This window comes from Viridibacillus arenosi (assembly GCF_001955655.1).
GTDB lineage: Bacteria > Bacillota > Bacilli > Bacillales_A > Planococcaceae > Viridibacillus > Viridibacillus arenosi.
The window spans coordinates 20814-42560 of record NZ_MSPW01000012.1; the positions used below are offsets into that span (position 1 = coordinate 20814).

Sequence of the window (21747 nt, forward strand, 5' to 3'; positions counted from 1 at the left end):
TATCTTCCAAGCGTTTTCTCTATTAAATATTATGCTTCATTTTGATGTAAACGACCCTTATAAACATAAGTTATAGTAATAAAAATATAGATTGCTAGTGTAATACTAGTAACGATAATTGATGTTGTGAAAATAATACCAATCAGAATCGCACTTAAAGCAATGATGGCAAACCAAGTTGTATATGGGAACCATTTTACGGCATAAGCACTCGTTTGCCCAGGCTGTTTTTTTCGAGACTTCACATGAGCAATTGCAATGATTAACCAAATACATAATACCGTATATCCTAGGGAACCCATTAGAAAATCAAAAGTCTTGCTCCCAGCAAATAATGAAATTAACACGCCAATATATAAGACAGATGTACATAATAGTATTGAATATACTGGCACTTTCTTTTTCGATAATTTTGAAAATACTTTAGGAATACGCCCGTCCATAGCTTGAGTATATAGAACGCGTGATGAACCATATAATCCAGAATTCATCGATGAAATAATCGCAAGTAACACAACCGCATTCATAATATGGTCTGCCCCTGGGATACCGATCATTTTGAATACCATCACAAACGGACTTTCTGGTACTCCGTTAACTTCATTCCAAGGAATCAAGCTGACGATAATTAAAAATGGTACTAAATAGAAAGAAATGATTCGTACTAATGTACTGCGAACTGCTTTTGGTACCACTTTTTCAGGATTTTTCGTTTCAGCTAATGTGACACCAATAATTTCTGTTCCTCCGTAAGAATAAATAACTACAAGCATTGCCGTAATTAAACCTGTCGGGCCATTCGGGAAGAAACCACCGTGACTCGTTAGATTAGAAAATCCAACAGCTGTATGATCACCAAAAGTAACGAGCAGTAAGATAAACCCTGCTATGATAAACACAATGATTACAGTGATTTTAATTAACGCAAGCCAGTACTCCGTTTCAGCGAAAGCTTTTACTGATAGTAAGTTGATAACTGTAACTAACACTGACACTGACAAAGCAAGTATCCAAATTGGGTAATCTGGTAGCCAATATTGAATGAAGATTGCAGCAACAATAGACTCTGCGGTAATGTTTAATACCCACATTTTCCAGTAAATCCAGTCTAAAAAATATGCTGGGTACTTTCCTAAAATAGATTGAACTAGATCTCTAAATGTCCTTGCATTGCTATTTCGGACTGCCATTTCAGCTAATCCTTGCATAACAAATAATAGAATGATACCACCAATTAGGTAAGCAAGTAGTACGCTTGGTCCTGCCATATCAATGGCTGCACTACTCCCTTTAAATAATCCTGCGCCAATTGCTCCACCTAATGCCATCATCGTAATATGTCGTGAAGTCATTGTTCTTTGTAATTTTTGTTTGTCACTTTCCATATCCTTACCTCCAATAATCAAAAAAAGCATATCGTCTCTTCCTTCATCATCAAATGAAAGAAGAGACGATATGCCTTATGCAAACCGCGGTACCACTCTTATTGGTTCTAATTCATGAACCCAACTTTAAAAACCTGGTAACGAAGGTTAAACGTTAAAGTAAAAAGAATAGTCTGTCTATTCATTTCACTTTACCACTCATAGGCAAGTTCAAAGTATTATTGGACTGCGTTGCACCACCCCGCAGCTCTCTAGACCAAATAATGAGCTTTTACTACTCCTAATCAATGCGTTTTGAAACATTATTTCAGAAAATTTTAAATCAATATCCCATACTATACGGTCTTGTTTCATTTTTGTCAACATTTTATTTTAGAATAATTATTAAGTTATAATGGGCGTATACAATTTGGCCTAGAATGATCAAAACGGTTGCCTAGAATACGATACAAAAGTCCATATGTTAAGTATGTCTAATATTTTATACTATAAAGGATCTTCGCACGAACACGGTCTACTACTGTATCCTTAGGAATTTCTAAGAAATATTTTAGTTGCCATTCTTGTGTTTTTTTAGCTTGTTTGCTTTTGGGGTTATCCCAAGGTGGATAAACGCGAAATGCACGTTTACCCCCTTGTCCTTTATTGGATATTATATCTTGCTTATATAAAACAGCTTTCGGAAAGACAAACTGGCCAAATTGATCATCTTTTTTGACACTAATGACAAAGAATTCGATTGAATCTGATAGGTCATAAGGTTGAATTGATCCATCCCCAACCCTCTCCCATAGCGTCACAAATTGACCGATTTTTGTAGGTGTTATTTTAGCGACGCGAAATCTAATCGAGAGATCATTTAACTTAAATACATATGCTCCATATGCCGCGTTTTGTGGTTCAATTTTGGGGTGAGAAAATACAAATCCACATGGGTTATAGACTAGTTCCCTCGTTGCAATAAGGTTATCATGAATTGTGACAGAATCAGTCCAAGAATGTTGACAGCTAGGTTCAGTAACTGATAATTGTCGGTTTTTTTTATTTATATGTTCATTCTCCTGGTAGTGATCAAACTTACTAGTCATGAATTGACCGATAGATAGATCTTAATGCTACCGTCTTCACAGTAATGCTCAAAATCCGTTTTATAAGCTCTGTTGATATCACTTTTCCAGATTTTCTCCCAAGCTTTGAAAACACCTTTTGGATCCTTGTGATCTACTTCTATGGCAAGGTAGTTATCTTCTGGAATTATGGTACTAACATCATTTGTATTTGGCTCTTCAGTACCAATATGTAGATCGTAATCGTCTGTAAAATCACTTGCATAATTACTATAAACTGCATAGATTTCACCCGTTAAATTTAAACGTAGAAACTCCTCCCACAGTCTAACTATTGCGTCTGTATTTTGATTATTTGTTCTAACACTTTTCCCAAAAATCTGTTTTTTACTAATTGCTGTATGCATTGCAATTCCTCCTACTCGTTTATACTAGAAGAATATCATTCATAATATGACAACTGTCTGTCATCTTTTATAAATAAATTCTATTTCATTCATATATTCATCTTTCAGCCATTGTGGAGAAAGAATTTTTACATGTCTACCAAACATCATTATAAATGGCAGTATATTTTTGTTAACGTCGTAATTAAAGGTTACCTTAAGACGTCTATCTTCAAGTATTGATATTTCATCATCAGTAAAAAAATCATATAATTTTCCTAGTTCACTTTTTGAAAACAATAATATAATCTGCTCCATATTCGAATCGCTATTCGCTAAATAACAATTGCTATGACTATAAACGGATCTAGCTTTGTGCTTTATGAGTTCCATATTTCTTATTCTAGTTAACTTGAATAATCTTAAAGCCTCTTTATCTTCACAATAAGCCTCTAAATACCAGCTACCATTCATAAAATTTAGTTTTAATGGCTGAATAATACGATTAGATAAATTCGCAGTTTGTGATACATATGAGATGCAAATTTTATGTCCGTCTTCAATTACAGAAAGTATGTTTTTTACCTTTACTTTTGTTTCTTCTTCTATTGTTTCTCGATGTAATGTGGATGATAGTACCGTAATTGGCGGATGATAGTCTTCATTATTTTCTTGCAATAGCTCTATTTTCCTTTGTAAGATTGATAATTGATGACTATTAAATAATTCATTTTTCAATGATAATCCTTCCAATAAGAACTTTTTTTCAACATCATTAAAGGTGAATTTATCTAATTGGTAAGTATCGATTAAGGTAAAACCACCATTCTTCCCTAAATATGAAATAATAGGAATACCGATTGATGATAATGCATCCATATCCCGATATATCGTTCTTTTACTTACTTCAAATTTAATTGCTAATTCTTCAGCAGATACTTTCTTTTTCTGTAATAAATAAATCAAAATTGAGAGCATTCTCTCTGTTTTCATGGTCTATGTCTCCTCCAAACAGGTATTAATCTAACTTTAATAGTATTAAAGGAGAATTCCAAATACATTCATTAAATTCACACTAGATTATTCGAATTAATTTTTAGTTTAATCTAGCAAAAACAAGTTATTCACTATTATACGAAAAATTACGAATTATATCGTTTCAATATTCTAATAAAAATGATACAACTTCTAACAATGAATAATGTGAAGAATTTATTACTATTTTTGTGTCTAAAAAGTACTATCTGCGTAGAATTATGCTCTGATTTACTGGAACTTTTGCAGTTTTTAAGAGATACTATAATATAGAGCTTAAAAAGTATTATTATTTATGATTAATAGGAAAGAGGTTTACAATGCAAAGTGATGTAAAAGTTGATCAGAGTGTAGAATCATCGTCCGAAACGATGCCGAAACAACCTCTATCAAAAATATTAGCCCAAACGGTTAAGACTGGAATTATCAAATCAAATTTGATCCCTATGATTGCAGGATTAACATTAGCTTTATATAAAAATCAAATAAGCCCTTTTGACAAAACTCTAGAGATTATTTGCGCGTTATTTGGTTCTGCTCTAGTAATTGGTGCAGCTGGTGCATTTAATAATTTATATGACCGTGATATCGATGCTGTCATGCAAAGAACAAAAAGTAGACCAACTGTAACTGGTACGATCAGTGCTAAAACTGTCCTTGTTTTAGCTATTGCGATGACGATTATTGGCTTAGGTGCTCTTGCGTATGCAACACCGATGGCTGCACTTATGGGATTCATAGGTTTATTTGTTTATGTGGTTCCTTATACAATGTGGAGCAAACGTAGAACTATATATAATACAGAAATCGGTAGTATTTCAGGAGCAATGCCCCCTCTAATTGGTTGGGCAGCAATTTCTCAAGATATAACACACCCTGCTATTATAGGGCTATTTGTATTAACTGTGTTATGGCAAATGCCTCACTTCTATGCGATTGCCATTCGCAAGCATGACGATTATAAAGCAGCAAACGTACCAATGCTTCCTGTAGTAAAAGGGATGCGCCGTACGTATATTCAAACAAATATCTATTTAGTTTTATTAATAGGAGTTAGCCTTTTACTTGGTACTTTAAGTATTGGTCTTATGTTAGTTGCGCTTATTCTAAGTATTTGGTGGCTGCTAATTAGTATTTCAGGGACTAAAAAAGAGAACCCAGAGAAATGGGCAAAATCAATGTTTATTTTTTCTCTATACCATATGACTATTTTGTTCTCTACTATTATCATATACTCTCTAATCGGGATTTTCTTTAATTTTTAAAGCCTCCACAACAAAACCAGCTAACGAGAAATTATTCTCGGAGCTGGTTTTTGTGTATTATTCTTCTTCTTTTTCAATTACTTTAAATTCCCCATCCGCATTCATGACGCTATATTCTATCAAACCTTTAACCTCACGTACTTTTCCATTCTCTTTTAATGTAAGCACCTCTCCGTCTTTAAATTGAAATTCATAATATGAAGCTTCTGGATCCATTTCGCTCATTCTATAATAAGTGACCTTACTTACTTCATTCCATTCATATTTACTTTCCTCTGTTGCAAAAACTCCTCGATAAGTAATAGTATCGTCAGTTATCGTGACAAAAGACTTTGCTGCACCGTAAAAAAGAACACCGCTACCAATCAAACAAGCGAAGGCAACCACGATTGAAGTTTTATTTATTTTTAATAAAAATAATATGGAAAATCCCAAAATGATTAAAAACAATCCCGCTCCATACACCCAATAATTGATAGACGGTGCATACACAAGATGAACACCATATTGATAATAGATTGTTTCTGCAACCCCAAATGGTACCAGCAATACAAATAAAGGAGAAATTAATAAAGTACAACTGGCTAGTACCATGTAAATATGACGTGTTTCATACATTTGATAGTGCATTTAAGATACCCCTCTCACTTCTATTTAATTAAATAATCATCGATAGTAGGATACACACCCTCTTCCCATTTCCTTACTATTTCAAGTGTTTCATACTCGAAAGAGTCTATAAGTGTTACAACTTTGAAATGCAATGTGACTCTATTATTAACTTCTATTCGGCTACGTACATCTCCTTTAAATACCAGCAAAGTATAAGCATTTTGATGCGTATTAAATTTCACTGTAGATAAATTCTGGTCACCGTCATAGATGATATCTTTTACTACATCACGAATTGTAATGGTATCGCCTATTTTATAGCCTGCGAAATCTTCCACTCCATATTGATTTTTTTCATCATAAAGTGTTTGGAAGTCATTGGTCTATGTTTTACGATTTTATTTTTATGTTGCACATAGTAGTAATACTCATCATATAGCTCTTCTATATTAAGTTGTAAGTTGCTCAACACATCACCTCTTTTCGTTACTTACTGATAAGTCATTAAAATTTGTATTTATTTCAAATTATTTGTAATTGTTTTTAAAGTAATCGTTTATTAAATAATTCTCACCTCCCTACAAATCAGGTACTAACAATGTTAAAGTGGTAAATGGAGGTTTTTATATGAAAAAAACAAGTATATTTATAGTTTTATTAATTGCTATTGGATTAATTTTTGAGCTTACTGACTCAAATGATTCAAACAAATCAACAGACCAGACTTTTACAGGTAAAGCATCCGATGTATTAGTACATATAATCGACATTGGCCAAGGGGATTCTATTTTAATACAGTCCAAAAAAGAAAATATTTTAATTGATGCGGGTAATAAAGGGGCTGGCGATGAAGTCGTTGCTTACTTACAAAAGAACAATGTGACAACATTAGATGCTGTCGTCTCTACTCACCCGGATGCTGACCACGTTGGTGGCCTTGCTGAAGTCATAAATTCTATAGAAGTAAAGAAAGTGTACGCACCAAAAGTTAGTCATACTACAATTGCTTACAAAAATTTCTTAACTGCTGTGAAGAACCAGGGTTTGAAAATTACACAAGCAAAAACAGGAGTGGAAATACAGACGACGGAAGAAAATTTATCACTAAAATTTATCGCACCCGTTACTACATATAGTCAAAGTGATTTAAATGACTGGAGTGCTGTTTTACTTTTACAGAATGGTAATAATAAATTCCTATTCACTGGTGATGCTGAATTCCCTGCTGAAGATGACATGTTAGCAAAAAATTTGATACCACAAGTAGACGTTCTAAAAGTAAGTCATCACGGAGCTGAGGAAGCGTCATCTGACGCATTTTTAGCAAAAGCGAAACCAACATATGCTGCCATTAGTGTAAGTGCTACAAATGGCTATGGTCACCCTACTGCTGTTACATTAAATCGACTAAAAAAAGTTGGCGCAAAAGTATATAGAACTGATAAACAGGGCAATATAGTATTCAAATCAACAGGTTCAGAAATATCTGTAAAGGAAAATCAATGATGAAAACTGGGATAATTGATCGTTTTGAAAACCAAATAGCCGTCATAGAGTTTGAAGAAGGAATGCAGGATATCGCCATCACTGAATTACCAAATGGTGCACAACCTGGTGATGTATTAATCTTTCACCAAGGAAAAGTCACAATTGACCCTGCAGCTAGACATACACGAGATAAGGAAATCCATGAATTAATGGATGATTTATTTGAAGATTAATACCGGTTTACCAGGCGCTCTTTATACGCCTGGTTTTTTTATTAGTAATTTACATTAATCCCTAAGATATTTAGCTAATAATCAATTATAATGTACATTAATGTCAAAAGAATCCGAGGTCGTATATGCATTATATGAACATTTACAAAAGATTGAATATCAATACACGTTAGATAAAATCGAATCCTTTGAACAAATACATCAAGGTCAAACCTCCCTGACTTTTAAAATTAACACGCTTTCTGATTGTTTTATTTTGCGTTCTCTAAAGAGCATTTCAGATGCAGAATTTGAATTTTTATTACATCAGCATTTGAATACAAATTGTTCTAGAGAAATAGTACCCACAATTCATCCTACTTATGAAGGTAATTCATTTATTCAAATTGATGGTCAGGTTTTCCATTTGCAATCATTCATTGCTTCCATTAAAAGTGATGTACCAATGGAAAAATGGATTAACGTGTTCTTTGAACTTAGAAATACTATGAGCTTTTTTAAAAGCAATAAAGTGAAAAATGATCGCTTTAATACTTTAACTACTTGGGAAGCTATTAAAGAAAATTGGAGTCAAGATAAACGCTTCCCTCCAGTGTTAGAAATGGAAAAGAAAATAACAAAATTAGTGATTAGAACTTCGATTGAAAAACAATGGATTCACGCCGATTTGGGTATTTGGAATACTCTTTTTAACAAAGAAGTATTTATTATCGATTTTGGTGAGGCTAGAATCGGGCACCCTTATTTTGATTTAGCTGCAATCCTCACATCAAATGTACCAGCAAACTTAAATGCTAATGAGATTAGACACTATATCAATCGTTTTATCTCATATTATTCTAAAGTTGAATCTATTAATATCTCTTTATTAAAAGACTTTATATCATTGTGGTTTATTCGAGGCGCGCTTACTGCCTATAAGCAAAAAGCTTTTGATACAGCACTTTACTTCCTTAATATGTTTAATAAGTATAATCTCTCTTTTGCTGAAATATAGAAAGCTGCTGCTGGAGAAAGTCAATTCTAAACTCCAGCAGCAGCTTTCTTATAAATCTAAAGTGTAGCCTTAACAAATTCAGCAAACTTCTCCTCTTCCTCAACGAATGGATAATGGTTGCTTTCATCGAACGTAAACAGCTTCGCATTTGGTATTAGCTCCGCCATTTCTCGTGAAAAATCATAAGGGCATTGTGTATCATATAATCCGCAGTATATGTATGTCGGAACAGTGATTTCTGGTAGCTGTGTTCTCAAATCATAGTTCTTTAATTCAACATACGAATAGTAGTTTAGACGATCACTTACTACTTTCCCGCTATTTGGACGGTTAAAGTATTCATCATAGCGATCTTTATAAAAGATAGACATCTCAGTCCACTCACGATTTAACTTTCGACGCTCTTCCAGAGGCATTTGAGAATCATTTAACTGTTGCATAATTTCTCTGATGCGTTTATTATTTTCATTGTCTTTACAGTATATGCTACCTTTATGTCGCATATATTCGTTAGACGCTGCCGCTCCTCCTGAGATGACTTTCGTTAAAGATTGCTCTGCTAAAATAGCATATACTAGCGCTAACATGCCTCCTGTTGAATGCCCTGCAAAAGCCCATTTTTCATGATGTAGCGCTTCTCGAATGGCCTCTAAGTCCTTTACTGATTCTCTCATGTTTAAATCATGCTCTGTGAGAGATGGTGCAGATTGTCCTGCCCCTCTTAGATTCACTAAATATACAGTATGATACTCAGTAAAAGGGTTCGCTACTGTGTTGCCATTACTGTTAAATTCGCTATATAAATGTGTTACACAAAGCGGCGAGCCACTTCCCTTTACAAAAATTTCAAACATTCCACGAGATGTTTCAATTAATCGTTGTTCCCACATAGTGATGCCCCCTGTTATTTAAAAATTCACTTCATAAATACAAGTTCATGTACAATGTCGAAGCCGGCTGATTCGTATAAATGAATTGCGCCACTTTCATTTCGTTGAACAGTTAAAGAAATTTCAGCAATCGAATCGTATGTAAATAAAAAATCTAATCCATGCAATAGCAATTTTCTTCCGATACCTTGCTTCCGAAACCGAACATCCACGGCAATATACTCAATCGTACCTTCTCCATTTTCGGCATCTGCTTCTACATAGACATATCCCTTTATTTCTTCATGATCAACATAACAAAACACAACTCGATTCTCATTCAGACGAGACAATATCGTTTGTGCATTATAATACGTTTTCGGAAATGCTAAGTCATGTAAGTTTTGAAAGCCTTCTACATTGTTTGAGTCTAATTTATGAATATGTTTCGAGCTTTCAAATTTATGGTTTAGACGTTCTATATGTAATATATAATGATGCCCTGACATTTTTGCTCCGATGTTTTTTGTAAAAGCTATCGCGACTTCATTTTCAATATTGATAAAAAATTGAGGGTGTTTCAAGGCTATTGGCAGCTGTTGACATAACTTCATCCACATTTCAGGTAACAGTACTTCTGTTTCATCATTTTGAACAAACGGTCCCCATACTTCAGCAGATTGGTCATCCTTATCGAAATCAAGCCCTATTGCTGCAACAATCTGTTCATTTTCAACTGCAATAATCATAGAATTTTCAAAGGGTAAGTCTGAAAATTCTTGTCGTAATGTAGACCTTATTTCTTGCTCACCTTGACCACAGTAACCAATATGTCGTCTTGAATTTGCATTGCAGCTGGACAAAAAGTAAGCAAGCTCCTCAAAGTCTAGTGTTGTAGCCATTCTAATCATTATTCCTTCTCCTAATAATAAATATTTTTTTACATTAATATCGAATTAAAAAAATATAGTATTCCATACTTAAACAGTAATTTATTTGAATTGGAAAAGTCAATATAATATTACAATATAAAACAATTACCTATCTTTTGAAAGCGCTTTCGCTTATACTGAAATTAGGAGGGGATCGTTATGAATATGGTTTCTGTTACTTCATCAAAATTAGTAAATGTGGGCTTCGACCCTAGTGCAATGATTTTAAGAATTGAGTTTAAAGATGGTGTGTTTGAATATTTCGGCGTTCCTGAACGAATTTATAACGAATTAATGGAAGCAGATTCAAAAGGTATCTACTTTAAACGGTATATAAAAGATCGATATAGATTTGTCCGTGTGTAATATAAAACTAAGTTTATTCTTTAAAACATAAAAGCGCATCTAAGGTGATGATGATCCCTTTGGATGTGCTTTTTCATGATACTTTGCTAAATCATTAACAGATAGAAGTTGATGATCTATTGCCATTTTTAATTGTATGATATTATCAAAAAGAAAATAAAGAGTACAATATTCACACGGTATTATTCACCTTTCTATATTTACCCTCATTCCAAAAACGAAAAAACCTGATGAGTGCTGTTCTACTCATCAGGTTTACCAACTATTAATAACTCCCTAAACGTTCAAGATGCTTTTTAGCTAACTCATCTCCCGCACTGATGGCACGTTCATACCAAACAATTGCACGATTAATATCCATCGGGACGCCCAATGCAAATTCGTACATTTCTCCAATGCGCACATTCGCACTTGCATCATCTTGCATTGCTGCACACTTATACCATATTAGTGCTAAATCGTAATCTACGGTTGTTCCAATTCCATTTTGAAACATATAGCCAACATTATATTCAGCATCTACGTTGCCTTCTTCCGCGGCTTTTTTATACCACTGAAAAGCTAGCTCCTTATTCTCTTTTACCCCAATGCCTTGATCATACATATTTCCTAGTCGATATTGCGCTTCTGTATAGCCATTTTCTGCTGAAGTTTTATATAATAACAATGCTTGCCCCATATTCTCTTTTACACTAAGACCTTGTTCATACATAATGCCTAGAGTAAATTGAGCTTCTTTTACACCAGCATTCGATGCTATTGTAAACCATTTAAAGGCTTCATCCATGTTTTCTTTAACATATTCACCATTAAAGTACATATCCGCTAAATTATTGGCTGCGTCTGCATGACCTTGTAATGCTGCTCGTTCATAGAGTTGAAAGGCTTTTTCTATATCTTCCTGAACGCCAAGCCCTTCATAATAGTAATTAGCTAAACAGAACTGTCCTTCTGCGACATTTAATTCAGTAGCTAATTTATACCATTGGACCGCTTTGTCATATTCTTTTATATTATTGTAAAAATAGCCAATCCCGGTCGTAGCTGTTGCAAAGTCACCCAACAACCCTTCCTGCATATACGCTGCTATTTGAGTAGATACATTAAAATCAATATTTTGTATATCTTCATTTAATACTGCCATTAATGCGATCATCCTCTTTGCCAATTGCTTTTCTATATAAAACACCTCATCTATATTGAAAATCGTTTATATCCTTTACACACATATTTGCCAAATAACGTAATATGTATAACTAAAAACCAATTTCTATTCATTTTTGATAATAGATAGCTTTACCTATTATATATTTTATTTTTTCGTTAACATAGTGTGATGACTTTATAATCAAAATCACTACTTTTCTATACTTCATACATCAAGTTAAATAATTAGTTTACATCAGTAATTCAAACGTACCTCTATCTTATTATACTTGATTAACCCCTTGCTATCATAAGGTTTTATATAGGAGAATATGTCGTTTATATATTCAAATTCTCCTACTAATTTTAAATGTCATTACAAAATTACCTAAATTCATAAAAAGCCACTAGCGTTTCTCACTTCGCTAGTGGCTTTACTTATTAATAGTTCACTTTTAATACGATGCTTTCAGAAATACTAGGTTTTTTAACGGTAATATATAATTTACCGCCTTTGCTACTTAATGTTTTTAGACTCATTGAAGCTTTATCAGTAGTACTTACTGTTGAAGCTAATAGTTTTTTCTTGCTAGCATCAGCATAAACTTTTACTGTTGATCCAGCTTTTAAGTTTGAAACTTGTACTTTATCGTTTTTAGTACCTTTTTTATTAATCACTTTTACAGCTGAACTTTTAAGCTTAGTTGATTTTACTGAAGTTTTTAACGTGTATGATACACTGTCATACATTGAATCCATCATATCTGAACTTACTTTCACATAATAAGTACCCTTTGGTAAATATACAGAACCAGTATATTTTCGTTTATCTTTTGTTACTTTGAAACCTTTAACCGTTTTCTTTTTATCATCTAAAACTTTCATTCTAAACTTCGTACTATGTTTTTGGTCCGCATAAACTTTCAAGAAACCTGCTTGTGGAACAGTTACTTTGTAATAATCATCTTCATCAAAAAGATTAAATGATGCATTATATGATTTGTTTAAATTGATTGGTGTTGCTTTTGAAGCTGTATTATTTGATTCTTTTTCATAGTTGCTACCTGCTTTAAAAGTTAATTTAGTACTGTAGCTTTTATTTTTTCCAAAGTCTAACTTATATGCTACAAGATAATATGTACCTTTCTTCAAACCAACAGAAATGGAATGCATTGATGGATCATACCAAGTAAGTTCTGAATTTATAGCATAACCGAATAATTCTACATCATTAAATGTACCTTCCAATTTTTCTAATGCGGATAGATCAAAATCTTCGATATCTTCTAATTGACTAGTATCAAATTCATTTAGTAGTAGAAGAGCTATTTCACGTTCTTTAGGATTATTTAGTTTCATCGTAAGTAAGCCATCAGCTGGTACTGTTACTTTTATAACATCCGTGCCCATACTGCTAAATTTTCTATCAAGCGTTTTTGATTTGTCTTTTGTTAAAGTAATCGTATCTACCTGAGTAGTTGTTGCGGCTTCCGTTTTATTTGTTGATGCGCCAAATGCAAACGCGAAAGCAACTACTAGTGCTAACATCATTTTAAAGAAATTTAATTGATTTTTTTTCATAATTATCCTCCAAATTTATAAATATACTAAAATTATATACATAATTTTTTGACAGGTATATGGTTATTTAGGTGGATAATTAACATTTTAGACGGACATTCATACTGAATCATATGAAATATGTATTTTCTTAAAATATCCAATTGATAAAAAAAGCCAGATATCTATTAACTAAATAGTTGCCTTACTTCAACTCCCCTCACCGTTAAATCATGAATAGCTATATATCAACGATGGGTGATACTTTCTGAATAACCACCTCTTTCATTCCCCATCTTTACCAGTGGGAAACTTGGGTGACTTTTTGGGGGACTCCTAAAATTATAAGGGTTGGTAACTGGCAGGCAAATAAGATGTGATGAGCACGAGAATATAAATAAAGAAGAAACAAAAGAGTGTAAATGTTGTCGGCAGTTTAAATGCAGCTGTAACATCGACCAAGAAAAAGAATCGAAAAAAACAGTGATGCGCTCTTGCTCTTTTGCCTGTTTAGTTTCGATATAGCTGCTTTTGTAAACACCACCAGGATACTCTCCAAAAACTTCTAGTGTATTTAATATTCCTTCACGTTCATCTACTGTTAGTTCCCTGTTCAATCCTCCAATTTTACAAGCACCAAACAGTTTCGGACATTCTTCGATTTTCTATGAAATGTTGGTGTTTGATAAAACCTTATTGTTTCGGGTTTAACACCACGTCGTTCCTATATCTCATTTATCGTTCCGTCCATAATACAGTTTCTCTTTTGTACATGAATAGATGGTCATGCTAATCTCCCGGTTTTGATAGTGCTCATAATGTGTATTATCAAAATGTTACTTTTTCAGTTTAAGAACAAGATAATTTGAAAACGAAAGAATGTGATGGATTTAAGAGCTTAAAATTAAATTTTTTTTATTTGGACAAATTGCACAACCTCTTTTCATTTTAAGCCATATGTTATCTATGAAAGTCATTCGAATCGGGAAGGAGGTCTTGAAAATGAGTATTATGAAAGATGGTTGTAAGTGTCAGAAGTGTCAGAAGCAACATCACCATGAAAAAGATGAACATCGTTGTATGTGTTGTATGTGTCATAAGCAACATCACCATGAGAAAGATGAACATCGTTGTAAGTGTTGTAAGTGTCAGAAACAACATCACCACGAGAAAGATGAACATCGTTGTAAGTGTTGTAAATGTCAGAAACAGCATCACCATGAGAAAGATGAACATTGTTGTAAGTGTCAGAAACAACATCACCATGAGAAAGATGAACATTGTTGTAAGTGTCAGAAACAACATCACCATGAGAAAGATGAACATCGTTGTAAGTGTTGTATGTGTTGTAATTGTTGTATGTGTTGTAATTGTTGTATGTGTTGTAAGTGTCATTAGCAATCTCACCAAGAGAAAGAAGCACATCGGTGTAATTGTTGCGCATATGATCAATTAAGACGATTACAAACGCAGACTGAAGTAGATGTTTTCTTAAAAGGTGGTCAAGTGATAGAAGTTGTCGTTTTTATTAACTTAGACCAGAAAAATTGTTGCGCATTCTTTAGTGATCCAGAAACTGAACCTGGTTCAACACTTATCGGAGACTGCCAAGCAATTCAAGCTATTCGTATTGAAGCAGATTACTAAGTAATAAGAGGGTCTCTTTCTTGATGGAAGTGGCCTTTCTAATCCGCAAGAGAATCATCGAAATTTCTTTAAGCTTAGGCTATCGACCCTACATAAAAAATTTTCGCCATTCGTGCATACTGTCTCCAGGACAATAAAACTAATTCGCGTTCACGTTCCATAATGATTTCCATCACGCCACTCACCCCTTTCCCTGCACATTCAACCGTCCATCAACTTCAATGGCATAATCTGCCGCTTTACCTCTGCAAAGCCCTGTAAGGCTCATGATTGTACTTAAATGTGATTCGAATTGTTTTTCGAGTGCTGTCGTATAACCAAATCTTTTAATCGTTCCCACGATGATTGTTCTGTGATTTACTGCCTGTTCAATCTCGCTCATTCTCCAATCCCTCCAATGTGTTTAAAATGTCATTCTGCAACTGCTTTTTCACAACTGGAACTTAACTCTTCAAAATTAGCTTCAACGCCTGTAGACGTATCTACATGTGTCACAGTGACAGCTTAGCTTTGTAGCCACCTTTTGCTATTTGTTCATCTTATTCAACCACTTTTGTATTTACATAACCTTGTAAAATGACATATCCAATCTCCAAAATTGGAAATAATATTTCTGCAATGCCAATGAAAGCACCTATCAATATAACCATTTCCATTCCTAAATTATAATAACCTACTAATTTAACCAATTTTTCTTGACCTTTAACATTTCAACCTGATATCCTTCACTATTTTTAACTGGATTTTCACTCCCTATAGTGTAACTAAAATAGGTTTAACAACTAAAAAAGGATAAGAAATCATACGAGATTCCTTACCCTCTTGTAATACTATTTAATGTTGTTATTTAAAACTGAACCCATTATCTTTTTTTGTCGAATAATTTTTTAAAAAAATATTATGACTGCGCTAATCTTCTCATTTCAAATTCCGTATATTTTTTCAAATTTTGATCAGAGTAATCATAAAAGTCTTGTAAATGATCGCTCCATTGTTCATTTTCAATAGAGATTATTTTCTCTTTCAAAACTTGATCATTCCATATTGTCACTCGCAATGTCTCAGCTAACTCCATTGCATCCTTCGTTATAGATGAAGTGGTTACTAAGATAGATGATTCGCAATCATAATATACCTTCTCAACTGCAATTTTATGTACATCTTCCATTTTGACTAAATTGACATTATTTATGCAACGGAACGCCACTTTGCCGTTTGGCCCATCAGCAAATATATCCACTTTAAAGTCACTATCGTCCCTAGCTAAACGAACATTTTCAAAATCAAGTTTTTGCAATTGTTTCGCCATATACAATTTGAAATCGTATGGACTCATTTGATACATTTTTCGTTGACTAAAAAAATTACTATCGTATTTCTTTTTAACATTTCTCACAAATTCATTCACTTGATTGATCTTAGTTGGCGTTTGGAATTTCTCATGGACTTCATTTTCATTTGCAAAAGGTTTCAATAAAATAGCTTCCTCTTTTTTTAACTCTTTCAGACTTTTAATAGCAGCAATCCAGAAATACCCTCCAAGTGCAATAAAACCAATGGCAATGAGTTGAATAATAGGTTGGAATAGGAACTGACTATACAGTTCTTTTACTCCAGAGATATATTCGGATAAACTTTTGGGCGAATGCGTAAACAAAGTGATGAATATAGGTAAACATTCTAAGTAAAATGCAAACACCAGGCTCTTCCACAGCTCTTTCATTGCAACATGGCGTCTCTTTCTTATGTCCGATAATTCTTCAGATTTTGATATCTTCTCTTCTTGTAAAACAATTTTATGTATATTAGCTTCAGCACATTTTGGACAGTACACAACAATTTTCTCGTCTACTAACACCTCGGCAGCTTTCACTTTATGTATGTAACAACGATTTTCAGACATGCTAAAACATCTCACCAACCTAAATAAATATATAGTCCTATTATTTTATTAATAATCGCAACCATTACTTATTATATAATAAGTAAATGATTATTCAATGATATGAAAATACTACATTATTGGGATATGTTATACAAAAAGACTATACGAAAAGCATATCCAATGCGATTCCCATACTTTTTTTAAAACTTCTCTAGTCGCATCTTTCAATTCAAAATGTATAAAAGCGTTCGGCATTTGCTAACAGCATCGCCAAACGCTTTTGTAATATTTGCATTGTTAATTTTAGAAAGAGTAGGATTTCACTTTTTGATTAATCAATTTTCGTTTGGCGTTTTTCCATATCAATTATAAGCTATCGAAACCCATTATTTACTCACTTTTCCATTTACACTAGCAATAAGCTCAGAAACTGTAACAAATTTATACCCTTGCTTTTGAAGCTCAGGTATTATTTTCTCAAGTGCCTTTAACGTTTGAGTCCGATTTCCTCCACCATCGTGAAACAGTATCACATTACCTGGTTTCGAACCTTGAAGTACTTTATTTATTATCTTTTGGGACCAAATCCCTTTCCAATCTTCCGTATCTTGGTGCCAGGACCATATTACAACTTTATACCCATTTTCAGTCGCAATATTGATCATTTTTTCATCAAATTGTCCACCAACAGGACGAAATAACACTGGAGAAAAGCCAGTAATACTGTATATTATTTCATTTGTCTTTTTTAATTCTTCTTCAAAATCCTTTGGTGACGTCTTATAAGGATGAGAATATGTGTGATTAGCTAATTCATGTCCTTCATTATATTCCCTTAAAACCAATTCAGGATGTTTTTCTGCCATTTCTCCAATGACAAAGAAAGTAGCTTTAGCTTTGTACTTAGCAAGTATATCTAAAACTTGTCCTGTATATTTTGGATGTGGTCCATCGTCAAATGTAATAGCGATAATCTTCTCTTCAGTTTTTATATCCCAAAGCATTTGTCCAGATTCTTCGTAGTATCTACGTCCCTTTTCTTCAGCAATACTAAAACCAGCATAAAATACTGAAATGATTAAAGCACAAACAGTCAGAAATAATATATTCTTACGAATCAATACATCACCTACCAAGCTTAATAATTATTACAAAAACGCCGTTGTCTTAATATTTACCGAATGCGATAAATTATACTTTGTGAAAGGTTCAACTTCCGTCCATAAAATGTATTAACTACTAGCTCGGACACTTAATTTTTGCAGCGTAATTTCTTTACTCCTGTAATGTAAGCTCTAGGATTTTTTCGGGTATAATTATGCTGTACTAAGGAAAAATTAATATTAATATTTATATACAAAACAACGTTATAAAGGCGATTTCAGAATTATACTTCAAAGAAGTCTTTGCTTATATTTTTCAATTTGTTTCGATTCACCTTCAAATACTGGTCAAATAAAAATAATATTACACTCACCACTAAAATCTTAAAATCTCATAATTCAAATAAGACTAACCACAATAAGCTATTGTTAATATGCCTTAATTAATGGTGTGTTTTTAATCTTAGATTATTAAATCAAAGGCATAGGAGGAATGACGATGAACATCTCAATCGAATGGATTTACAAAACACCAAGAGGAGCGGAAACTACATTCCGCTCCGAGGGGATGCCTGCAGCTAAAGGACTGTTAATAGCAGAGGATCTTGAGCGGACAGGACGCGCCAAAAGTATAATCTTTACTGACTCGTTTGACAGCACTTGGACAATCAAGGAATTGAAACGTTACATTAAAGAAATTGAAACTGAACCTCATAATATTACAGTGTATTTCGATGGTGGCTTTGATCGTACGACTAGCACTGCTGGTTTAGGCTGCGTTATTTATTTTGAACAGAGTGGTAAATCGTACAGGGTGAGGAAGAATGCTCCTTCCGAATTGCTGAAATCAAATAACGAGGCTGAATATGCCGCACTTCATTTGAGTCTTGTGGAGCTCGAGCGATTAAATGTTCACCATCTACCTGTCGTTTTCATTGGAGACTCACAAGTTGTCATCAACCAGATGAGCGGAGAATGGGCTTTACTAGAAAAAGATTTATCGAGCTGGGCAGATCGAATTGACGAGAAATTAAAAAAGCTTAGTATTCGTCCTAAATACGAGCTCGTTCCAAGAAAATCGAATGCTGAGGCGGACCGTCTTGCCACACAAGCGCTAAATGGTATCGACATCACTGCACAACTTGAACTGAATGTTGATAATGATTGATACGGATAGATTTTTCAGATAAATAAACAAATATTAGTTTTATGATGGCAATTCAATTTTTTTATAATAGACGTGTATTTCGTCAACTACTAAATCCAATAGCTTTTCTAACACAATTATGGTAGCATTAACTACTATATGATAATGAGGACGTGAATTTTTTTGATCAAAATTGAAATGCCAAAACCAGATGTAGTAATTCGTCAACGCGAACAAAAAATTAAAGAAGGTGACGCGATTATCCCTTCAATCTATGGATTTATTGATTTTCATGAAATCCCTCGTGATAAAGGTGGCTTTTTCATGTTCTTTAACAAAGAAAATGAGCTTTTATTCGTAGGTAAAGCACGTAAAATCCGCCAACGTGTGAAAAAGCACTTTGAAGATAACGTTTCACCTATTAAAGATCACCGTAACGAAGTTCATAAAATTGAAGTATTCATTGTTGAAGATCAAATGGAACGTGAAATTTATGAAACATTTGCTATCAACCATTTCCGTGCGAAATACAATACTGAAAAAGTATTTTTCTAAAAACAAAAAGCGTTCAGCCTGTGCAATAGCACTTGTTGAACGCTTTTTTATGCTCTTAAAATATGTGCCACATAAATAATAGGAAACTAGTGTGCCATATGTGCAGAATTTAATAACTTAAAAATATAATTAATAAAACTCCATTTCATACGTTTTTCTAATAATTTATAAAAAACATTATCAACCATTAGTACCAGGTGTTAATATAAAGAGGTATCAATTTATGATCTTGGAGGAAAACATATTGTTAGACACACAAAAGATAAAAGAAATCATTAAACATCGCTACCCTTTTCTATTAGTAGACAGAGTCCTGGAATTAGAAGAAGGCAAAAAAGCAGTAGCCATAAAAAACGTAAGTGCAAATGAAGAATTTTTTAATGGGCACTTCCCTGGCTATCCCATTATGCCAGGTGTATTAATTGTAGAAGCATTAGCTCAAGTAAGTGCTATCGTTATGCTTACAAAAGAAGGCAATGCAGGACGTTTAGGGCTTTTAGCTGGAATAGATAAATGCCGTTTTAAACGCCAAGTAATACCTGGAGACCAGCTACGCCTTGAAGTTGAAATCACTCGAGTAATAGGTGCTATTGGGAAAGGCAAAGGAATCGCTACTGTAGATGGGGAAATTGTTTGCGAGACAGAATTAATATTCGCATTTGGTGACTAATTTGATTTTCAATTGACTATTAGAAATAAAGATAGAAAGCAGCCGATCATTACAATCGGCTGCTTTCATTTTTACAAAACACTAAATTTCTTGCCAACCATACGTAAGTATTGCTAATTGTTCACCACCAATTTGAATTGGATTTGAGTCGATAAATTTTGCACCCATCGCTTCATAAAAGCGACAAGATGAATTGTCTTCTAATACTTTCACAATTGATGATTTGTAATTGAGTTTTTTAAACTCTGCAAATAATTGTTTTAACATAGCTTTGCCTATTCCTTTTCCTTGCTCATGCTCAAATAAGTAGATAGCTGTAAGATCCGCATCATATGTTGGATATTCACCTTCTTGTGTTTTAGAGCCACTTATAAAACCTACAATTTGTTCTTCTTCATTCACTGCAACAAGAATAAGATTCTGTTCGCTTTCAATATTACGCTTCCATGATGCTTCTCTACTGCTATATGTTAGTTTGTCTAAGTAATCTTGCTTTACAATTCCTTTGTACGTTGTGCGCCAACTGTCTACATGTACTTTCGCTATACCTGCTATATCTTCGTTTGTTGCAGGACGGATAAAATACGTCATAGTCTAGACCTCACTTTTCCCGTAGAATTACTGTATATATCATTGCTTCTTCAATTGGTACTTGCTGATGAAAAATCCAACTATCATAGTCCATTTTGCCACCTGGAATAATCTCTTCAATAGCTAATGAAGTATTTACTAACATTTTTTCGAAATCAGCTACTTCATAACAGCGCAACGATTGTTGCCTTTTTTCATCCGAGTTATCTGTCAACCACCAATTATCTAACATTCTATTAGTTTCTATATCAAAATCATATTGTCGACAAACTGTCTGAGAAAGCTCCATAAATTGCCCTGCTGTTTTGGCCCAATACGCGGGTGCGTAAACATCTATGAATACTGTACCATCAGGTTTTAGCCAATAATCAATATTGTGAAGTAATAATTGTTGATCCGCATCTGTCCCAACCCCAAAACCATCCCAATAACATATAGCATCGAATTTATCAGCAAGCGAAATGGTATAAAAGCTGCCTTGATGAGCCTTAATTCTTCTCGTTACGTTATTCTCCTCGGCAAGCTCAAACATTTTACTAATGGCATGTGGAATGATTTCAACAGTTGAAACGTGATGTTCATGCATCGCTGCTGCTACTGCGAATTCTCCGTTGCCACTACCCAGCTCTAGAATGTTTAAATTTCTCTTTAAGCCTTTTTTCTCAACTAACTCGACTAGTTCTTGATGGTAAGCATCTACTTTTGCATCAAATATTTGAGTCATCCATTCGTATTGTTTGTCATAAAATTGTTCATTCTTGTTCATTAAATAACACTCCTTTTTTAGTATCTGAAAGGTGTGTTAATG

26 protein-coding genes and 1 other annotated feature are annotated in these 21747 nt (G+C 33.6%); of the genes, 9 read left to right on the plus strand and 17 right to left on the minus strand.

Features of this window, described 5'->3' with window-relative positions; translation table 11 throughout:
- Positions 1–29: 29 nt before the first annotated feature.
- From BK137_RS17860 to BK137_RS17875, 4 genes are all read right to left on the minus strand, one after another.
- Complete coding sequence (locus tag BK137_RS17860) at positions 30–1385, minus strand: amino acid permease (protein ID WP_038184993.1); 1356 nt, start codon at positions 1383–1385, stop codon at positions 30–32.
- 58 nt (positions 1386–1443) lie between these two features.
- Positions 1444–1682, minus strand: a binding site (T-box leader).
- Between the two features lie 176 nt (positions 1683–1858).
- Positions 1859–2473 carry a MepB family protein gene (locus BK137_RS17865; RefSeq protein WP_164491926.1) on the minus strand — a complete coding sequence of 205 codons (615 nt, stop codon included), beginning with the start codon at positions 2471–2473 and terminating at the stop codon, positions 1859–1861.
- A complete protein-coding gene (locus BK137_RS17870) occupies positions 2470–2859 on the minus strand; it encodes a GyrI-like domain-containing protein (RefSeq protein WP_038184621.1) in 390 nt (129 codons plus the stop codon). Before BK137_RS17870 ends, BK137_RS17865 begins: the two co-directional genes overlap by 4 nt.
- 60 nt (positions 2860–2919) lie before the next feature.
- Complete coding sequence (locus tag BK137_RS17875) at positions 2920–3831, minus strand: helix-turn-helix transcriptional regulator (RefSeq protein WP_038184624.1); 912 nt, start codon at positions 3829–3831, stop codon at positions 2920–2922.
- 362 nt (positions 3832–4193) lie between these two features.
- Here BK137_RS17875 and cyoE point away from each other — a divergent pair, with 362 nt between their 5' ends.
- Positions 4194–5138: a heme o synthase gene (cyoE, locus tag BK137_RS17880; RefSeq protein ID WP_051448700.1), complete on the plus strand. Its 945-nt coding sequence runs from the start codon at positions 4194–4196 to the stop codon at positions 5136–5138.
- Between the two features lie 57 nt (positions 5139–5195).
- On the opposite strand, the gene BK137_RS17885 is transcribed toward cyoE, so the two are convergent.
- Together BK137_RS17885 and BK137_RS17890 are read right to left on the minus strand one after the other, a co-directional pair.
- Complete coding sequence (locus BK137_RS17885) at positions 5196–5768, minus strand: hypothetical protein (protein WP_038184627.1); 573 nt, start codon at positions 5766–5768, stop codon at positions 5196–5198.
- A gap of 20 nt (positions 5769–5788) precedes the next feature.
- A complete protein-coding gene (locus tag BK137_RS17890) occupies positions 5789–6088 on the minus strand; it encodes a hypothetical protein (RefSeq protein ID WP_038184630.1) in 300 nt (99 codons plus the stop codon).
- Positions 6089–6377: 289 nt separating this feature from the next.
- On the opposite strand from BK137_RS17890, the gene BK137_RS17895 reads away from it, so the two are divergent.
- From BK137_RS17895 to BK137_RS17905, 3 genes are all read left to right on the plus strand, one after another.
- Positions 6378–7256 (plus strand): ComEC/Rec2 family competence protein, encoded by an 879-nt coding sequence (locus BK137_RS17895; protein ID WP_038184633.1) that lies wholly within the window; start codon positions 6378–6380, stop codon positions 7254–7256.
- The gene (locus tag BK137_RS17900) at positions 7256–7471 is read left to right on the plus strand and encodes a DUF3006 domain-containing protein (protein ID WP_038184634.1); all 216 of its coding nucleotides are present in this window, start codon (positions 7256–7258) and stop codon (positions 7469–7471) included. The genes BK137_RS17895 and BK137_RS17900 overlap by 1 nt, the downstream gene beginning before the upstream one ends.
- A 100-nt stretch (positions 7472–7571) precedes the next feature.
- Entirely contained in the window at positions 7572–8468 is an 897-nt protein-coding gene (locus BK137_RS17905) for a phosphotransferase (RefSeq protein WP_038184637.1), read from the plus strand.
- A 56-nt stretch (positions 8469–8524) separates the two neighbouring features.
- Here BK137_RS17905 and BK137_RS17910 read toward each other — a convergent pair whose 3' ends face one another.
- Positions 8525–9358, minus strand: a complete 834-nt coding sequence (locus BK137_RS17910; RefSeq protein ID WP_038184640.1) for an alpha/beta fold hydrolase — start codon at positions 9356–9358, stop codon at positions 8525–8527.
- Between the two features lie 26 nt (positions 9359–9384).
- A complete protein-coding gene (locus tag BK137_RS17915; RefSeq protein WP_038184653.1) occupies positions 9385–10248 on the minus strand; it encodes a GNAT family N-acetyltransferase in 864 nt (287 codons plus the stop codon).
- Between the two features lie 180 nt (positions 10249–10428).
- Between BK137_RS17915 and BK137_RS17920 the strand changes: the two genes are divergently transcribed.
- Complete coding sequence (locus tag BK137_RS17920; RefSeq protein ID WP_038184655.1) at positions 10429–10635, plus strand: KTSC domain-containing protein; 207 nt, start codon at positions 10429–10431, stop codon at positions 10633–10635.
- A gap of 265 nt (positions 10636–10900) precedes the next feature.
- Here the strand turns inward: BK137_RS17920 and BK137_RS17925 are convergent, their stop codons facing one another.
- From BK137_RS17925 to BK137_RS21975, 3 genes are all read right to left on the minus strand, one after another.
- Positions 10901–11779, minus strand: coding sequence for an SEL1-like repeat protein (locus tag BK137_RS17925; protein ID WP_051448701.1), 879 nt, complete (start codon positions 11777–11779; stop codon positions 10901–10903).
- Positions 11780–12222: 443 nt separating this feature from the next.
- Positions 12223–13362 carry a hypothetical protein gene (locus BK137_RS17930; protein ID WP_038184658.1) on the minus strand — a complete coding sequence of 380 codons (1140 nt, stop codon included), beginning with the start codon at positions 13360–13362 and terminating at the stop codon, positions 12223–12225.
- Between the two features lie 988 nt (positions 13363–14350).
- Complete coding sequence (locus tag BK137_RS21975) at positions 14351–14764, minus strand: hypothetical protein (RefSeq protein ID WP_143691083.1); 414 nt, start codon at positions 14762–14764, stop codon at positions 14351–14353.
- Between the two features lie 83 nt (positions 14765–14847).
- Between BK137_RS21975 and BK137_RS17935 the strand changes: the two genes are divergently transcribed.
- Positions 14848–14988 carry a hypothetical protein gene (locus BK137_RS17935; protein ID WP_235175727.1) on the plus strand — a complete coding sequence of 47 codons (141 nt, stop codon included), beginning with the start codon at positions 14848–14850 and terminating at the stop codon, positions 14986–14988.
- Between the two features lie 181 nt (positions 14989–15169).
- Here the strand turns inward: BK137_RS17935 and BK137_RS17940 are convergent, their stop codons facing one another.
- The 4 genes from BK137_RS17940 to BK137_RS17950 form a co-directional block, all read right to left on the minus strand.
- On the minus strand, positions 15170–15370 hold the full coding sequence (locus tag BK137_RS17940) for a hypothetical protein (protein WP_038184671.1): 201 nt from the start codon (positions 15368–15370) through the stop codon (positions 15170–15172).
- A gap of 157 nt (positions 15371–15527) precedes the next feature.
- Positions 15528–15677 carry a hypothetical protein gene (locus BK137_RS22425; protein ID WP_155981184.1) on the minus strand — a complete coding sequence of 50 codons (150 nt, stop codon included), beginning with the start codon at positions 15675–15677 and terminating at the stop codon, positions 15528–15530.
- Between the two features lie 209 nt (positions 15678–15886).
- On the minus strand, positions 15887–16891 hold the full coding sequence (locus BK137_RS17945; protein WP_038184673.1) for a restriction endonuclease: 1005 nt from the start codon (positions 16889–16891) through the stop codon (positions 15887–15889).
- Between the two features lie 368 nt (positions 16892–17259).
- Positions 17260–17991 (minus strand): polysaccharide deacetylase family protein, encoded by a 732-nt coding sequence (locus BK137_RS17950; protein WP_051448707.1) that lies wholly within the window; start codon positions 17989–17991, stop codon positions 17260–17262.
- 484 nt (positions 17992–18475) lie between these two features.
- On the opposite strand from BK137_RS17950, the gene BK137_RS17955 reads away from it, so the two are divergent.
- The 3 genes from BK137_RS17955 to fabZ all read left to right on the plus strand — a co-directional run bounded on the left by BK137_RS17955 (position 18476) and on the right by fabZ (position 20348).
- Entirely contained in the window at positions 18476–19144 is a 669-nt protein-coding gene (locus BK137_RS17955; protein ID WP_038184678.1) for a ribonuclease H family protein, read from the plus strand.
- Between the two features lie 162 nt (positions 19145–19306).
- On the plus strand, positions 19307–19678 hold the full coding sequence (locus BK137_RS17960; RefSeq protein ID WP_038184681.1) for a nucleotide excision repair endonuclease: 372 nt from the start codon (positions 19307–19309) through the stop codon (positions 19676–19678).
- Positions 19679–19922: 244 nt separating this feature from the next.
- Complete coding sequence (fabZ, locus tag BK137_RS17965; RefSeq protein ID WP_038185006.1) at positions 19923–20348, plus strand: 3-hydroxyacyl-ACP dehydratase FabZ; 426 nt, start codon at positions 19923–19925, stop codon at positions 20346–20348.
- Between the two features lie 81 nt (positions 20349–20429).
- Here the strand turns inward: fabZ and BK137_RS17970 are convergent, their stop codons facing one another.
- Both BK137_RS17970 and BK137_RS17975 read right to left on the minus strand, forming a co-directional pair.
- Positions 20430–20939 carry a GNAT family N-acetyltransferase gene (locus tag BK137_RS17970; protein WP_038184684.1) on the minus strand — a complete coding sequence of 170 codons (510 nt, stop codon included), beginning with the start codon at positions 20937–20939 and terminating at the stop codon, positions 20430–20432.
- A gap of 10 nt (positions 20940–20949) precedes the next feature.
- Positions 20950–21705 (minus strand): class I SAM-dependent methyltransferase, encoded by a 756-nt coding sequence (locus BK137_RS17975; protein WP_038184687.1) that lies wholly within the window; start codon positions 21703–21705, stop codon positions 20950–20952.
- Positions 21706–21747 lie beyond the last annotated feature (42 nt).

Excerpts from the sequence above, each read along its gene's own strand:
- cyoE (WP_051448700.1), top strand. The coding sequence starts at position 4,194 with ATGCAAAGTGATGTAAAAGTTGATCAGAGTGTAGAATCATCGTCCGAA.
- BK137_RS17930 (WP_038184658.1), bottom strand. The coding sequence starts at position 13,362 with ATGAAAAAAAATCAATTAAATTTCTTTAAAATGATGTTAGCACTAGTA.
- BK137_RS17865 (WP_164491926.1), bottom strand. The coding sequence starts at position 2,473 with ATGACTAGTAAGTTTGATCACTACCAGGAGAATGAACATATAAATAAA.
- BK137_RS17975 (WP_038184687.1), bottom strand. The coding sequence starts at position 21,705 with ATGAACAAGAATGAACAATTTTATGACAAACAATACGAATGGATGACT.
- BK137_RS17955 (WP_038184678.1), top strand. The coding sequence starts at position 18,476 with ATGAACATCTCAATCGAATGGATTTACAAAACACCAAGAGGAGCGGAA.
- BK137_RS17860 (WP_038184993.1), bottom strand. The coding sequence starts at position 1,385 with ATGGAAAGTGACAAACAAAAATTACAAAGAACAATGACTTCACGACAT.
- BK137_RS17915 (WP_038184653.1), bottom strand. The coding sequence starts at position 10,248 with ATGATTAGAATGGCTACAACACTAGACTTTGAGGAGCTTGCTTACTTT.
- BK137_RS17905 (WP_038184637.1), top strand. The coding sequence starts at position 7,572 with ATGTCAAAAGAATCCGAGGTCGTATATGCATTATATGAACATTTACAA.
- BK137_RS17970 (WP_038184684.1), bottom strand. The coding sequence starts at position 20,939 with ATGACGTATTTTATCCGTCCTGCAACAAACGAAGATATAGCAGGTATA.
- BK137_RS17895 (WP_038184633.1), top strand. The coding sequence starts at position 6,378 with ATGAAAAAAACAAGTATATTTATAGTTTTATTAATTGCTATTGGATTA.
- BK137_RS17920 (WP_038184655.1), top strand. The coding sequence starts at position 10,429 with ATGAATATGGTTTCTGTTACTTCATCAAAATTAGTAAATGTGGGCTTC.
- BK137_RS17900 (WP_038184634.1), top strand. The coding sequence starts at position 7,256 with ATGAAAACTGGGATAATTGATCGTTTTGAAAACCAAATAGCCGTCATA.
- BK137_RS17940 (WP_038184671.1), bottom strand. The coding sequence starts at position 15,370 with ATGAGCGAGATTGAACAGGCAGTAAATCACAGAACAATCATCGTGGGA.
- BK137_RS17870 (WP_038184621.1), bottom strand. The coding sequence starts at position 2,859 with ATGCATACAGCAATTAGTAAAAAACAGATTTTTGGGAAAAGTGTTAGA.
- BK137_RS17945 (WP_038184673.1), bottom strand. The coding sequence starts at position 16,891 with ATGTCTGAAAATCGTTGTTACATACATAAAGTGAAAGCTGCCGAGGTG.
- BK137_RS17910 (WP_038184640.1), bottom strand. The coding sequence starts at position 9,358 with ATGTGGGAACAACGATTAATTGAAACATCTCGTGGAATGTTTGAAATT.
- BK137_RS17925 (WP_051448701.1), bottom strand. The coding sequence starts at position 11,779 with ATGGCAGTATTAAATGAAGATATACAAAATATTGATTTTAATGTATCT.
- BK137_RS17885 (WP_038184627.1), bottom strand. The coding sequence starts at position 5,768 with ATGCACTATCAAATGTATGAAACACGTCATATTTACATGGTACTAGCC.
- BK137_RS17875 (WP_038184624.1), bottom strand. The coding sequence starts at position 3,831 with ATGAAAACAGAGAGAATGCTCTCAATTTTGATTTATTTATTACAGAAA.